Below are 14435 nucleotides of genomic sequence, written 5' to 3' on the forward strand. Positions count from 1 at the left end.
GCCCGGGGCTGTTCGGAGCCGCAACGCTTTAGCCGCATTTGTAGTCCGCCCGCAAGTAGTTGGTAAATCGGCGGCGAGGCGTCGTAAGGTGTCACGGCGCGTCAGGGGCGGATTCTAATCAAGCTCGCGCCTGCCTGTCACGCCAGAGACAAACAAATCCACAAAACGCTGCCTAGAATCGAACGATCGTTCTTTTTTGCTGCTTGATTCACAAAGGGTTTTGCAATGACTGCCACCTACGAAGTCCGCGGCTCGGTTGCCGTGATCACCCTGGACAACCCGCCCGTCAACGGCCTGGGCCATGCCACGCGCAAGGCCGCGGCGGCAGGGCTGGAGCGGGCCGAGAACGATGCGGCCATCAAGGCCATCGTCATCACCGGCGCCGGCAAGGCCTTCTCGGGTGGCGCCGACATCAAGGAGTTCGGCAGCCCCAAGGCCCTGGCCGAGCCGAATCTGCACAGCCTGATCGCCCTGGTGGAGAACTGCAGCAAGCCGGTGGTGGCGGCCATCCACAGCGTCTGCATGGGCGGTGGCCTGGAGTTGGCGCTGGGCTGCCATTACCGCGTGGTCTCGCCGGGCGCCAAGATCGCGCTGCCCGAGGTCAAGCTGGGCTTGCTGCCCGGTGCCGGCGGCACGCAACGCCTGCCGCGCGCGCTGGGCGTGGAGCCGGCGCTGAACATGATCGTCAGCGGCGAGCCGGTCAACAGCGAGCTGCTGGCGCAGCTGCCGGGCCAGAAGCTGTTCGACCGCGTCATTGAGGGCGATCTGATGGAGGGCGCGCTGGCCTTGGCCGCCGAGGTGGCGGACAAGCGTCCGCTGCCCAAGGTGCGCGATCTGAAGGCGCGCCATCCCGAGAGCCAGGCCTTCTTCCAGTTCGCCCGCAATACCGTCGGCGCGATGAGCAAACACTTCCCGGCGCCGCTGCGCTGCCTGGAGGCGGTGGCCGCGGCGGTGAACATGACGAAGTTCGAGGACGGCATGAAGGCCGAACGCGAGGGCTTTCTGGCGCTGATGATGACGCCCGAGTCCAAGGCCCTGCGTCATGCCTTTTTTGCCGAGCGCGCCGCCAGCAAGATCGCCGACGTGCCCGAGGGCACGCCCACGCGCAACATCGCCAAGGTGGCGGTGATCGGCGCTGGCACCATGGGCGGCGGCATCAGCATGAATTTTTTGAACGCCGGCATCCCGGTGACGATTCTTGAAACCAAAGCGGAGGCACTGGAGCGCGGCGTCGCCACCATACGCAAGAACTACGAGGCCCAGGTGAAGAAGGGCAAGCTCAAGGAAGACAAATACGCGGCGCGCATGGCGCTGCTCACCACCACGCTCAACTACGCCGACATCGGCGACGCCGATCTGGTGATCGAGGCGGTGTTCGAGGAGCTGGGCGTGAAGGAGGCGGTGTTCAGGCAGCTCGACGCGGTGATGAAGCCCGGCGCCATCCTGGCCTCCAACACCTCGACGCTGGATCTCAACAAAATCGCCGGCTTCACCCAGCGCCCGCAGGACGTGGTGGGCCTGCATTTCTTCAGCCCGGCGAATGTGATGCGCCTGCTCGAAGTGGTGCGCGGCGCGGCCACGGCCAAGGATGTGCTGGCCACGGTGATGGCGCTGGCCAAGAAGATCAAAAAGACCGCGGTGGTCTCGGGTGTGTGCGACGGCTTCATCGGCAACCGCATGATCGAGCAGTACAGCCGCCAGGCCGGCTTCCTCTTGGACGAGGGCTGCACGCCGGCCCAGGTGGACCGGGCGGCCGAGGCTTTCGGTTTCGCCATGGGCCCCTTCCGCATGGGCGATCTGGCCGGCAATGACATCGGCTGGGCGATCCGCAAGCGCCGCTACCAGGAGAAGCCCGAGCTGCGCTACTCGGCCAGCGCCGACCGCCTCTGCGAGCTGGGCCGCTACGGCCAGAAGACGGGGGCCGGCTGGTACGACTATGTGCCCGGCAAGCGCGACGCCATCCCCTCGCCGCTGGTGGTGGAAATGCTTGAAAAGCACCGCGCGCGCTTAAGCATCACGCCGCGCGCCATCAGCGACGAGGAAATCGTGCAGCGCCTGGTGTTCGCCCTCGTCAACGAGGCCGCACATCTGCTGGAGGAGGGCATTGCCCAGCGTGCCTCGGATGTGGACATGGTCTACCTCAGCGGCTATGGCTTCCCGCTCTGGCGCGGCGGCCCGATGTGCTATGCGGATACGGTGGGCCTCTTCAACGTCGTGCAGGCGATGAAGCGCTTTGCCAGGAACCCGCTGGACGACGCCAAGTTCTGGCAGCCGGCGCCGCTGCTGGCGCGCCTGGTCGAGCAGGGCAAGAGCTTTAACGAGTGAGCCGCATGCCCATCATCAAGCGAATCCTGCTGGCGCTGCTCGCCGCATTGCTGTTGCTGCTGGCTGCCCTGGCCATCAACACCTGGCGCAAGGGCTCGCGCCAGATCGACGTGGCGCCGCTGCCGGTGCTGGCGGTGGACGAGGCCGGCGCGGCCCAGCGCCTGGCCGCGGCGATACGGCTGCGCACCATCGCCTCGCACGATCAGCCCGAGCTCAACCGCGATCAGTTCCTGGCCCTGCATGAGCAGCTGCAGCGCGACTATCCCAAGGCCCATGCGCTGATGCAGCGCGAGCTGATCGGCGGCCACAGCCTGCTGTATCGCTGGCAGGGCAGCGAGCCCCAAGCCGCGCCCATGCTGATGCTGGCGCACCAGGACGTGGTGCCGATCGCGCCGGGCACGGAGGCGAAGTGGAGCGAGCAGCCCTTCGCCGGCACGGTGAAGGACGGCTTTGTCTGGGGCCGCGGCGCCTGGGACAACAAGAGCAATCTGATCGCGCAGATGGAGGCCGTGGAGATGCTGGCCGCCAGCGGCTTCAGACCGCGCCGCACCATCTATCTGGCCTTCGGCGCCGACGAGGAAGTGGGCGGCCTGCATGGTGCGGCCGAGATCGCCAGGCTGCTGCAGCAGCGCGGCGTGAGGCTGGACTTCGTCATCGACGAGGGCCTGCTGATCACCGAGGGCATTCTGAAGGGCCTGGACAAGCCGGCGGCGCTGATCGGCATTGCCGAGAAGGGCTATCTGTCGGTGCAGCTGAAGGTGCCGGCCACGCCTGGGCATTCCAGTCTGCCGCCGCCCAAGGGAGAGAGCGCGATCGCGATGATGAGCGCCGCGCTCAAGCGCCTGGACGACGATCAGCTACCCGGCGGCGTGCGCGGCATCGCGCGCGAGATGTTCGACGTGATCGCACCCGAGATGCAGGGCTTCGGCCGCGTGGCTCTGTCCAATCTCTGGCTGTTCGGGCCGCTGGTGGCCAGGCAGCTGGAGCAGGGTGCGGCCACCAATGCCTTGATGCGCACCACCACCGCGCTGACCATCGTGCACGCCGGCAACAAGGACAATGTGCTGCCCGGCGAGGCCCAGGCCACGGTGAACTTCCGCCTGCTGCCAGGCGATACCCAGGCCCAGCTGCTGGCCCATGTGAAGGCCAGCCTGCCGCGGCAGGGCGCCGACAAATTCGAACTCAGCACCCTGCCGGGTTCGTCCGAGCCCTCGCCCGTCTCGCCCACCGACAGCGCGGCCTACCAACGCGTGGCCACCACACTGCGCGAGGTCTTCCCGGGCACCTTGGTGGCGCCAGGCTTGATGACCGGCGCCACCGATTCGCGCCACTTCGCCGCCATCTCCGATCACATCTTCAGGTTCTCGCCGGTGCGCGCCAAGCCCGAGGATCTGAGCCGCTTTCACGGCACGAACGAACGCATGGCCAGCGCCAACCTGGCCGAAATGATCCGCTTCTATCACCGCCTGGTGAGCGAAGCCGCCAAGTGACCACCAGCATCCCCGCATTCAAGGAGCTAGCAGCATGAGCAAGGCCGTCATTGTTTCCACCGCCCGCACCCCCCTGGCCAAGAGCTGGAAGGGCGCCTTCAATATGACGCATGGCGCCACCCTGGGCGGCCATGCGGTGCAGGCCGCCGTCGAGCGCGCCGGCATCGAGGCCGCGCACATCGAGGACGTGCTGATGGGCTGCGCCACCCCCGAGGGCGCCACCGGCAGCAATATCGCGCGCCAGATCGCGCTGCGCGCCGGCCTGCCCATCACGGTCAGCGGCGTCACCATCAACCGCTTCTGCTCCAGCGGCCTGCAGACCATCGCAATGGCTTCGCAGCGCATCATGGCGGGCGAGGGCGATGTCTATGTGGCCGGCGGCGTGGAGAGCATCTCCTGCGTGCAGAACGAGGCGAATCGCCACATGATCGCCGAGAGCTGGCTCGCCAAGAACAAGCCCGAGATCTACTGGAGCATGCTGCAGACCGCCGAGAAGGTGGCCGAGCGCTACGGCATCTCCCGCGAGCGCATGGACCATTACGGCGCGCAGAGCCAGCAGCGCGCCTGCGCGGCCCAGGCGGCGGGCAAGTTCAATGACGAGATCGCCCCCATCACCGTCACCGCCGGTGTGGCCGACAAGACCATGGGCCTGACGACCAGGCAAGTGACCGTCAGCGCCGACGAGGGCCTGCGCGAGGGCACCACCTTCGAGGCCATCCATGGCCTGCGCTCGGCCCTGCCCGGCGGCCTGATCTCGGCCGGCAATGCCAGCCAGTTCTCCGACGGCGCTGGCGCCTGCGTGGTGGTGAGCGAGCAATACGCCGAGCAGCATGGTCTCAAGCCCCTGGGCCGCTTCCTGGGCTTCGCGGTGGCCGGCTGCGAGCCCGACGAAATGGGCATAGGTCCGGTGTTCGCGGTGCCCAAGGTCTTGAAGAAGCTGGGCCTGACGGTGGCCGATATCGACCTCTGGGAACTCAACGAGGCCTTTGCGGTGCAGGTGCTGTATTGCGCCGACACGCTGGGGATTCCGATGGAGCGCCTGAACGTCAACGGCGGCGCCATCGCGGTGGGCCATCCCTATGGCGTGTCGGGCCAGCGCCTCACCGGCCATGCCCTCATCGAGGGCAAGCGCCGCGGCGCCAAGCGGGTTTGTGTGACCATGTGCATCGGTGGCGGCATGGGTGCCGCCGGTGTGTTCGAGGTGTTGTGAGCATGAGCCCCGAAGCCTTCCTGGCCATGGGCCGCGAGGTGCTGGCCCAGCAGGCCTTCAGCCAGCTGCTGGGTGCGGAGCTGACGGCGCTGGAGCCCGGCAAGGCCGAGCTGCAGCTGCCTCTGACCGACAAGCTCAAGCAGCAGAACGGCTTTGCCCACGGCGGTGTGCTCAGCTATCTGGCCGACAACGCGCTGACCTATGCCGGCGGCACGGCCCTGCAGGTGCCGGTAGTGACCTCGGAGTTCAAGATCAACTATCTGCGGCCCGGCCTGGGCGAGCGCCTGATCGCGCGCGCCGAGGCGGTGCATGTCAGCAAGAGCCAGGCGGTGTGCCGCTGCGAGGTCTATGCCGTCTCTGGCGGCGAAGAAAAACTCTGCGCACTGGCGCAGGGCACCATCGTCAAACTGGGCTGATGCCATGAGCGACCCGCGCCTGGCCCAATATCAGAGCGTCTTCCGCGCCGCGCCCTTTGTGGCCGACCTGGGTGCCGAGTTGCTGGAAATAGGCGACGGCCTGTGCCGCAGCCGGCTGCTGATCGAGCCGCGCCATTTGCAGCACAGCGGCGTCGTGCATGCCGGCGTGATCACCACCCTGGCCGATCACAGCGCCGGCGGGGCCGCGCAGACCCTGGTGCCCGAAGGCCATATGGCGCTGACCGCTGAACTCAAGCTGAGCCTGCTGCGCGGCGCCAAGGGTCAGGTCTTGCGCTGCGAGGCGCGCGTCATCAAGCCCGGCCGCCAGCTCATCTTCACCGAAGCCGATGTGTTCTGCGATGCCGACGGCGCGTCGCAGCTGGTGGCGCGGCTCTCGGCCACCATGGCCGTCGTGAAGATCTAGCTTCGAGGAGAACGCCTTGCGCCAGACCCTGGATTTCCTCTTGCATGACTGGCTCAAGGTCAGCGAGCTGACCCGGCGCGAACGCTTCGCCGAGCACAGCGCCGAGACCTTTGCCGCGGTGCTGGATACCTGCGAGCGAATCGCGCGCGAGAAGTTCGCGCCCTTCAACCGCGAGGCCGACACGCAGGAACCCCGCTTCGACGGCGAGCGCGTGCACCTGCCCGAGTCCACTCATGCGGCGCTGGCCGCCTATGTGGCATCCGGCATGCTGGCGGCGGCGCAGGACTATGAGCTTGGCGGCATGCAGCTGCCCTGCGTGATCGAGATGGCCGCCAATGCATTTTTCAGCAAGGCCAATGTCGCGATGGGCGGCTATGTGATGCTCACCAACGGCAATGCCAATCTGCTGATGGCGCATGGCACGCCCATGCAGCGCGAGGTGTTTGCCAGAAACGAGTTTGCCGGGCGCTGGTTCGGCACCATGTGCCTGAGCGAGCCGCAGGCGGGCTCCAGCCTCAGCGATGTGGCCACCCGTGCGGTGTTGGAGGACGAGACCGACCCGCTGGGCCCGCGCTACCGCCTCAAGGGCCACAAGATGTGGATCTCGGCCGGCGAGCATGAGATCAGCGAGAACATCATCCATCTGGTGCTGGCCAAGATACCGGGGGCGGATGGCAAGACCATCCCCGGCACGCGCGGCATCTCGCTGTTCATCTGCCCCAAGCATCTGGTCAACACCAGGGCCGAGCTGACCGGCGAGCGCAACGATATTCGGCTGGCCGGCCTGAACCACAAGCTGGGTTATCGGGGCACCAGCAACTGCCTGCTGAACTTCGGTGAAAAAAACGAGGGCGCCGTCGGCTATCTGGTTGGCCAGCCGGGCGAGGGCCTGAAGTGCATGTTCCACATGATGAACGAGGCGCGCATCAGCGTGGGCCTGGGTGCTGCCATGCTGGGTTATGCCGGCTACGAGGCCAGCCTTGCCTACGCGCGCCAGCGCCCGCAGGGCCGGCCCATGGGCAAGGGCGGCAAGGACGCGGCCGCGCCGCAGCGGCCCATCATCGAACATGCCGATGTGAAACGGATGCTGCTGGCGCAGAAGAGCTATGTCGAGGGTGCGCTGGCGCTGGAGCTGTTCTGCGCGCGCCTGGTCGACGAGCAGCATACCGGCACGCCCGAGCAGGCCGCGGCCGCTGAGCTGCTGCTGGAGGTGCTGATCCCGATCGCCAAGAGCTGGCCCAGCGAATGGTGCCTGGAGGCCAACAGCCTGGCGATCCAGGTGCTGGGCGGCTATGGCTACACGCGCGACTTCCCGGTCGAGCAGTACTGGCGTGACAACCGCCTCAACATGATCCACGAGGGCACGCATGGCATTCAGGCGCTGGACCTGCTGGGCCGCAAGGTGGTGATGAATGGCGGCGCCGCGCTGATGGCCCTGGCCGGCCGTATCAACCAGACGGTGCAGGCGGCGCTCGCGGTGCCAGGTCTTGCCAGCCATGCCAATGAGCTGGCCGCGGCGCTGGCCCGGGTCGGCCAGGCCACCAAATCGGCCTGGTCCAGCGGCGTGCCCGAAGAGGCGCTGGCCAATGCCACGCCCTATATGCAGGCCTTCGGCCATCTGGTGCTGGCCTGGCTGTGGCTGGATGTGGTGCTGGCGGCCCCTGGCGAGAGCGATTTCGCGCGCGGCAAGCAGGCCGCGCAACGCTACTTCTATGTCTACGAGCTGCCCAAGATAGACGCCTGGCTGGCGGTGGCGGCCAGCCGCGAACCGCTGGCGCGCGAGATGCAGGATCAATGGTTTTGAGTGGGGATTAGCGATGAGCAATAGCAAGGTACAGGATTTGTTCGACCTCAGCGGCCAGGTGGCCCTGGTGACCGGCGGCTCGCGCGGCCTGGGCCTGCAGATAGCGGAGGCGCTGGGCGAGGCTGGCGCCAAGATCATGCTGAGCTCGCGCAAGGCCGGCGACCTGGAGGAGGCGGTGGCGCATTTGCAGGCGCGCGGCATCGATGCGCGCTGGATCGCCGCCGACGCCGCCGACGAGGCGCAGGCGCGCGGCGTGGTCACGCAGACCATGGAGCGCCTGGGGAAGATCGACATCCTGGTGAACAACGCCGGCGCCACCTGGGGCGCGCCGGCCGAGGAGCATCCGCTCGAGGCCTGGGACAAGGTCATGAACCTGAACATCCGCAGCCTGTTCGTGATGAGCCAGGAAGCGGCGCGCCAGAGCATGATCCCGCGCCGTTATGGCCGCATCATCAATGTGGCCTCGATCGCCGGCCTGGCCGGCAACACGCCGGCCATGAAGACGATTGCCTACAACACCAGCAAGGGCGCGGCGGTGAACTTCACGCGTGCGCTGGCGGGTGAATGGGGCCAATACGGCATCACCGTGAACGCGCTGGCACCGGGCTTCTTCCCCAGCAAGATGACCAAGGGCCTGCTGGCCGCGCTGGGCGAGGAGAACATGGCGGCCAAGGCGCCGCTCAATCGCATCGGCGATGATGAGGACCTGAAGGGCGCCGCCCTGCTGTTCGCCTCCAGGGCGGGCAAGCACATCACCGGGCAGATACTGGCCGTGGATGGCGGCGTCTCCGCCATTCACGGAGCCTGAGATCGATGTCGAGCAAGACCAAGCTGTCCTTCCCCGTCCACATCCCCTTTGTCGAGCGGCTCGGCTTCGAGCTGCACAGCATGGGCGATGGCGTGGCCGAGTTGCGCGTGGACTTGCAGGAGGGCCACCTCAACTCCTGGGAGGTGGCGCATGGCGGCGTGCTGATGACACTGCTGGACGTGGCCATGGCCCATGCGGCGCGCAGCATCCACCGTGAGCAGCCCGGCTTCGGTCCGGGCGTGGTGACGATCGAAATGAAGACCAGCTTCATGCGCCCCGGCGAGGGCGAGCTGCGCGCCATCGGCAAGCTCTTGCACCGCTCCACCACCATGGCCTTCTGCGAGGGCTCGGTGCTGGGCGAGGACGGCAAGCTCTGCGCCCATGCCACCGCCACCTTCAAATACCTGAAGGCGCTGCCGGGGCGGGGGCGCAGCGTGAAGACGCTTCGCCAGGGCTGAGCGTGGTGGCCGGGCGACAGCCGGTGGCAGGCTTGCCGCCGGCCTGCCGCCTATGGTCAACTCTGCCAGCCCACGCTACGGAGGCCGCCGCATGCAACTCACCGTACAGCGCAAGCTGATCCTGGCCGCCCTGGCGGTGCTGCTGGCCGTGACGCTGCTGATATCGCTGGCCTACCGCGAAAGTGAGCGCATCTACGACAGCAGCAGCATCGTCGCCAGCAACAACCTGCCCAGCATCGTGCTGCTGGATCAGTTGCGGCGCGACTTCCTGCTCTTGCGCCATGCGGTGGCCCGCCATGTGATGACATTCGAGGCGGCGCCCATGCAGGAGATCGAGGGCGAGATCACGCGCTATCGCGAGCTGGTGGAGCAGCATTTGCGTGCCTATTCCCAGGACGGCTGCCTGGGCCAGGCCTGCATCGTCGATGCCCGGGATGGCGACCTGCTGCAACAGGAGCGCGCGCTGTGGCTGCGCTACCAGCCCTCGCTGGAGCCCATGCTGGCGCAGTCGCGCCGTGGCGAGGCGGGCTTTGCGGCGGCGCGCGAGATCCTGTTGGGCAACAACGCGGTGTCGCGCCAGTTCGCCAATGTGGTGGACGAACACATCACCTACAACGTGACGCTGGGCAAGCAGAGCATGGCGGAGGCGCTGCGCATCAAGCAGGCGGCGGTGGGCATGCAGATCGGCCTGGGCGTGCTGGTGCTGGCCATGATCGGCCTGATCAACTACTTCATATTGCGCGATCTGCTGCGCCTGCTCGGCGGCGAGCCCGCCGAGGCGATGCGCGTGGCCGGGCGCCTGGCCGCGGGCGATGTGGACGTGCGCTTGCGGTTGCGCCCCGGCGACGAACACAGCGTGATGGCGCGCATGCAGTCGCTGGTGCACACGATGCGGCATCTGGCCGAGCGCGCCGACGCCATTGGCCAGGGCAAGCTCGACCAGGAGGTGATGCTGGCCTCGGAAAATGACCGCCTGGGCCTGGCCATCAACCGCATGATGCAGCAGCTGCGCGAGGGGCGCAGCCAGGAGGCGCGCAGCAACTGGCTCAAGGACGGCTACGCCCAGCTGTCCGAGGCGCTGGCGCGCGACATGAGCGAGCAGGAGGCGGCCGAGCTTGGCCTCAGCCTGATCGCGCGCTATCTGGCCGCGGGCCGCGGAGTGGTCTATCTGCTGGCCGAGCAGGGCACGTATCTGGACCTGCTGGCCAGCTATATGTACACGCAGCGCAGCCGCGTGGGCGAGCGCTATGCGCTGGGCGAGGGCGCCATTGGCCAGGTGGCGCGCGAGCGCAAGCCGATTGCGTTGGAGGTCGGCGGCCAGGAACTCGCGCCCATCGTCACCGGCACCAGCAGTGCCAATCCGCGCTACACCTACAGCCAACCCTTGCTGCACGAGCGCGAGCTGCTGGGCGTGCTCGAAGTGGCCAGCATGCAGGCGCTGGACGAACTGCAGCAGGAGTATCTGGGCAGCGCCAGCCATATGCTGGCGGCGGCGCTGTATCTGGCGCAGCAGCGCGCCCGCGTGCGTGCCATGCTGACCGCCGCCGAGGCGGCCGAGCGCCAGCAGCGTGAGCAAAGCGAGCTGCTGCGCGAGAGCAATGCGCGCATGGAAGAGCAGCAACAGCAGTTGCAGCAGCAGGCCGAGGAACTGCAGCAGGCGAACGCGCAGATGGAAGAGCAGCAGCAACAGCTGCAGCAGCAGACCGAGGAGTTGATGCAGTCCAATGGCCAGCTGCAGGCGGCGCAGGCCGGGCTGGAGCAACGCAACCGCGAGCTGGATCGCTCGCGTGCCGAGCTCGACGCGCGTGCCCGCGACCTGGAACAGGCGAGCCGCTACAAGTCCGAGTTCCTCGCCAATATGTCGCATGAGCTGCGCACGCCGCTGAACTCCATCATCCTGCTGTCCAAGATGTTGAGCATGGAGGATCAGACCCGCGACGCCGAGCAGGCGCGCCAGTGGGTGCAGGTGATACACCGCTCCGGGCAGGAGCTGCTGAGCCTGATCAACGATGTGCTGGACCTGGCCAAGGTCGAGGCCGGCCGGCTCGATCTGCAGCTGCAGTCCATCGCCAGCGCAGACCTCCTGGGTGAGCTGAGCGAGCTGTTCGAGCCGCTGGCGCAGGACCGCGGCATCAGCTTCGCGGTGCGCGACGCCGTGGCCGGCCCGTTCGTCAGCGACCCGCAGAAGCTGGGCCAGATCCTGCGCAATCTGCTCAGCAATGCCTTCAAGTTCTGCCGCCAGGGGCGCGTGGACCTGGAGTTGTGGCGCGAGCCCGGCCAGGATTTGCCGCTGCGCCTGGCGGTACGGGACACCGGCATCGGCATCCCGGCCGACAAGCAAAGCCTGATCTTCGAGGCCTTTGCACAGGCAGATGGCTCCACCTCGCGCGAGTTCGGTGGCACCGGCCTGGGCCTGACCATCAGCCAGCGCCTGGCACAGCTGCTGGGCGGTCGCATCGAGCTCAGCAGCGTGGTCGGGCAGGGCAGCAGCTTCGTGCTGTGCCTGCCGGAACTGGCGCTGCCCGCCGAGGCCAGCGCGCCCGCCGATCCCGCCCTGGTGGGCTCGGCGCCCGCGCCCGCCGAGCCAGGCTGGCGCGACGACCGCGACAACCTGGCGCCGGACGACCGCAGCATCCTGCTGATCGACGACGACCCGGTGCTGGGGCGCGCGCTGATGAGCCTGAATCGCCGCAAGGGCTACAAGACGCTGGTGGCGGCCGATGGCGCGCAAGGCCTGAGCCTGGCGCGCCGCTACCAGCCGCGCGGCATCCTGCTGGACCTGGGTCTGCCCGATATGGACGGCGGGGAGCTGCTGCACCTGCTCAAGACGGATGCCCAGCTGAAGGATATCCCGGTGCACATCGTCTCGGCGCGCGACCGCGACGCCAGCTTGCTGGGCGAGGGCGGCGCCATCGGTTATCTGCAAAAGCCGGTCACCGACGAGAGCTTGCTGGCCGCCCAGGCGGCCTTGCTGGACGAGGTGGGCGCGCATGTGGGTGCGCATGTGGGCGCGCACGGCGAAGCCTGCCTGTTGCTGCTGGAGGGCGAGAGCCTGCGGCGCGAGGAATTGCAGGCGCTGCTGCCCAAGGGGAGCGGCCGGCTGCTGGCGCTGGCACGCGGCGAGGCGGTGCTGCCCTTGTTGCAGCAACAGCGTTTCAGCCTGGTGCTGCTGGACCTGGCCGGGCGCACGCTGGACGAAAACCTGGCCCTGTGCAGCGCCGTCAAGCAGGCGCAGCCACAGGCGGCCCTGCTGTTCTACACCGACGCGGCGCTGGACAGCGAGGCCGAGCTGCGCCTGCGTGCCTTCTCCGACAGCCTGATCGTCAAGTCGGGGCAGGCCTACCAGCGCCTGCTGCACAACATCGAGCGCTTCCTCAGCCAGGTGCCCGCGAGCCCGCGCAGCCCAGCGGGCAGCGGCGCCGGCAGCGCCAGCCTGGCGGGCCGGCGCATCCTGGTGGCCGACGACGATCCGCGCAATCTCTTCGTCATCATCGCGGCGCTGGAGAAGCATGGCGCGCGTGTCAGCACCGCGGTGAACGGGCGCAAGGCGCTGGACTTTCTGCAGGAGCAGGAGGTGGATCTGGTGCTGATGGACATCATGATGCCGGAGATGGATGGCTACCAGGCCCTGGCCGCGATCCGTGCCCAGCCGCGTTGGGCGCAGCTGCCGGTGGTGGTGCTCTCGGCCAAGGCCCTGCCGGCCGACCGTGCACGCATGCTGGCCGCGGGCGCGGACGATTTCCTCTCCAAGCCGGTGGACTATGAGGTCTTGATCGCGGCCGCGCAGCGTTGGTGCCAGGGCCGCACGGGGCTGGCGCCGTGAGCCTGCACTTCCAGGCCGGTGGACAGGTCGCCGCGCTGCTGGGGCATGAGCTGGCCGAGGCGGATGTCGAGCGCCTGCGGGCCTGGCTGGCGGATCCGGGCGAGGGCCCGCGCGAGCTGCGCTGCTACGACGCCGACCAGCTCCCCACGGCCCTGATCGAGCAGCTCTGCGCGCGCCTGGACGCCGGCCTGCCGCTCAAGATCCTGGCCTACCATGGCCGCCTGGCCCAGCGCCTGGCGCGCTTGGGGCTGCCGGTGCGCCAGGCCGCCGCCGCGCCGCCGCCACGGCGCCAGCAGGCTTTTCGCGTGCTGGCCCTGGCGGGCTCGGCGCAGAGCCTGGACAAGATCCTGCGCATCGTCGAGCAACTGCCCAGCAGCGCCCTGACGGTCTTCATCGCCCAGCATGTGCATCCCGAGCAGCCCAATCTGCTCGACCAGTTGCTCAAGGTGCGCACCGACTATGCGGTGCTGATGCCGCGCGAGCTGAGCCCGGTGCAAGCGGGCACCATCTATGTGGCGCCACCGGCCCACCACATGAAGGTGGCCCATGGCCTGATCTATCTGACGCGCGATCGGCCGGTGCAATATGCGCGCCCCTCGATCGATGTGCTGTTCGAATCGCTGGCCGGCGAGTATGGCGCTGGCGTGCTGGCGGCCCTGCTATGTGGCTATGGGCAGGACGGCGTGCAGGGCTGCGCGGCGCTGCGCCAGGCCGGTGCCATGGTGCTGGCCGAGAGCGGCGACGATTGCGGCGACGCCCGCGTCATGCCCGATGCGGCGCGCGACGCCGGGCATGTGGAGCGGGTGCTGCCCCTGCCGGCGCTGGTGAGCGTGCTGGCCGCGGCGGCGGCCGGCGATGCCTGGACCGAGGCGCCGCTGGGCCTGTTTCTGGAGGCCTTGCGTGCCCATTGCGGCCAGGACTTTCGCCACTATCAGCGCGACAGCCTTGAGCGTCGCGTGCGCCAGCTGATGAGTCAGCTGGGCTTGCCGAGCTTCCTGGACTTCCAGCTCGCCGTGCTGTGCGATCCGGCCGTGCTGGAGCGCTTCAACGCCGAGTTGCCGGTGGGCGTGACCAGCTTCTTTCGCCATCCCGAGCAGCTGCGCGAACTGCGCGAGCAGGCGCTGCCCTATCTGCAGAGTTTCTCGGTCATCAAGCTGTGGTGCGCCGGCTGCTCGACCGGCGAGGAGGCCTATTCGCTGGCGGTCATGCTGGCCGAGGCGGGTTTGGCCGAGCGCAGCCACCTGTTTGCCACCGACCTCAACCCCGACGCGCTGGAGATGGCCCGCAGTGGCTTGTATCCGGCACAGGCTGTGGAGGCCGCGCGTGCCGCTTACAGCGCCAGCGGCGGCCAGGCCGATTTGTCGCGCTACCTGAGCACGCGCGGTCGGCTCGGGCGCGTTGCGCCCAGCCTGCAGCAGCAGGTGTTGTTCTACCGGCATTCGCTGGTGGACGAAGGTATATTCAACGAGTTCCAGTTGATCGTGTGCCGCAATGTGCTGATTTACTTCAGTGCGGCGCTGCAGGCCCAGGTGCTGCAGCGCTTTGCCCAATCCCTGCATGCCGATGGGCTGCTGGTGCTGGGGCCGCAGGACGGCATGAGTCTGCAAGCGCGAGCGGCCGGTTTCGAGCCGCTGCGGGCAGGCGGCCAGATATTTCATCGTCGCGGGAGGGGCTGAG

The 14435-nt window shown here is 67.9% G+C and carries 10 protein-coding genes; all 10 read left to right on the forward strand.

The features are described 5' to 3' along the window. Positions 1-225 precede the first annotated feature (225 nt). The 10 genes from WG898_RS13950 (at position 226) to WG898_RS13995 (ending at position 14434) form a co-directional block, all read left to right on the forward strand. Positions 226-2325 carry a 3-hydroxyacyl-CoA dehydrogenase NAD-binding domain-containing protein gene (locus WG898_RS13950; protein WP_339603414.1) on the forward strand — a complete coding sequence of 700 codons (2100 nt, stop codon included), beginning with the start codon at positions 226-228 and terminating at the stop codon, positions 2323-2325. 5 nt (positions 2326-2330) lie between these two features. Continuing rightward, entirely contained in the window at positions 2331-3815 is a 1485-nt protein-coding gene (locus WG898_RS13955; protein WP_339603415.1) for a M20 family peptidase, read from the forward strand. A gap of 34 nt (positions 3816-3849) precedes the next feature. Continuing rightward, the gene (locus tag WG898_RS13960; protein ID WP_339603416.1) at positions 3850-5025 is read left to right on the forward strand and encodes an acetyl-CoA C-acyltransferase; all 1176 of its coding nucleotides are present in this window, start codon (positions 3850-3852) and stop codon (positions 5023-5025) included. Positions 5026-5027: 2 nt separating this feature from the next. Further along, complete coding sequence (locus WG898_RS13965) at positions 5028-5441, forward strand: PaaI family thioesterase (protein ID WP_339603417.1); 414 nt, start codon at positions 5028-5030, stop codon at positions 5439-5441. 4 nt (positions 5442-5445) lie between these two features. Beyond that, positions 5446-5865, forward strand: coding sequence for a PaaI family thioesterase (locus WG898_RS13970; protein ID WP_339603418.1), 420 nt, complete (start codon positions 5446-5448; stop codon positions 5863-5865). Between the two features lie 16 nt (positions 5866-5881). Further along, entirely contained in the window at positions 5882-7669 is a 1788-nt protein-coding gene (locus tag WG898_RS13975; RefSeq protein WP_339603419.1) for an acyl-CoA dehydrogenase, read from the forward strand. 13 nt (positions 7670-7682) lie between these two features. Continuing rightward, positions 7683-8477, forward strand: a complete 795-nt coding sequence (locus WG898_RS13980; protein ID WP_339603420.1) for an SDR family oxidoreductase — start codon at positions 7683-7685, stop codon at positions 8475-8477. A gap of 5 nt (positions 8478-8482) precedes the next feature. Then, positions 8483-8935 (forward strand): PaaI family thioesterase, encoded by a 453-nt coding sequence (locus WG898_RS13985; protein ID WP_339603421.1) that lies wholly within the window; start codon positions 8483-8485, stop codon positions 8933-8935. A 91-nt stretch (positions 8936-9026) separates the two neighbouring features. Next, on the forward strand, positions 9027-12758 hold the full coding sequence (locus tag WG898_RS13990) for a response regulator (protein ID WP_339603422.1): 3732 nt from the start codon (positions 9027-9029) through the stop codon (positions 12756-12758). After that, positions 12755-14434, forward strand: coding sequence for a CheR family methyltransferase (locus WG898_RS13995; RefSeq protein WP_339603423.1), 1680 nt, complete (start codon positions 12755-12757; stop codon positions 14432-14434). Before WG898_RS13990 ends, WG898_RS13995 begins: the two co-directional genes overlap by 4 nt. Position 14435 lies beyond the last annotated feature (1 nt).

It is taken from the genome of Paucibacter soli (genome assembly GCF_037482845.1).
Taxonomy (GTDB): Bacteria; Pseudomonadota; Gammaproteobacteria; order Burkholderiales; family Burkholderiaceae_C; genus Paucibacter_B; species Paucibacter_B soli.

Excerpts from the sequence above, each read along its gene's own strand:
- WG898_RS13955 (WP_339603415.1), top strand. The coding sequence starts at position 2,331 with ATGCCCATCATCAAGCGAATCCTGCTGGCGCTGCTCGCCGCATTGCTG.
- WG898_RS13990 (WP_339603422.1), top strand. The coding sequence starts at position 9,027 with ATGCAACTCACCGTACAGCGCAAGCTGATCCTGGCCGCCCTGGCGGTG.
- WG898_RS13950 (WP_339603414.1), top strand. The coding sequence starts at position 226 with ATGACTGCCACCTACGAAGTCCGCGGCTCGGTTGCCGTGATCACCCTG.
- WG898_RS13960 (WP_339603416.1), top strand. The coding sequence starts at position 3,850 with ATGAGCAAGGCCGTCATTGTTTCCACCGCCCGCACCCCCCTGGCCAAG.
- WG898_RS13980 (WP_339603420.1), top strand. The coding sequence starts at position 7,683 with ATGAGCAATAGCAAGGTACAGGATTTGTTCGACCTCAGCGGCCAGGTG.
- WG898_RS13985 (WP_339603421.1), top strand. The coding sequence starts at position 8,483 with ATGTCGAGCAAGACCAAGCTGTCCTTCCCCGTCCACATCCCCTTTGTC.
- WG898_RS13970 (WP_339603418.1), top strand. The coding sequence starts at position 5,446 with ATGAGCGACCCGCGCCTGGCCCAATATCAGAGCGTCTTCCGCGCCGCG.
- WG898_RS13965 (WP_339603417.1), top strand. The coding sequence starts at position 5,028 with ATGAGCCCCGAAGCCTTCCTGGCCATGGGCCGCGAGGTGCTGGCCCAG.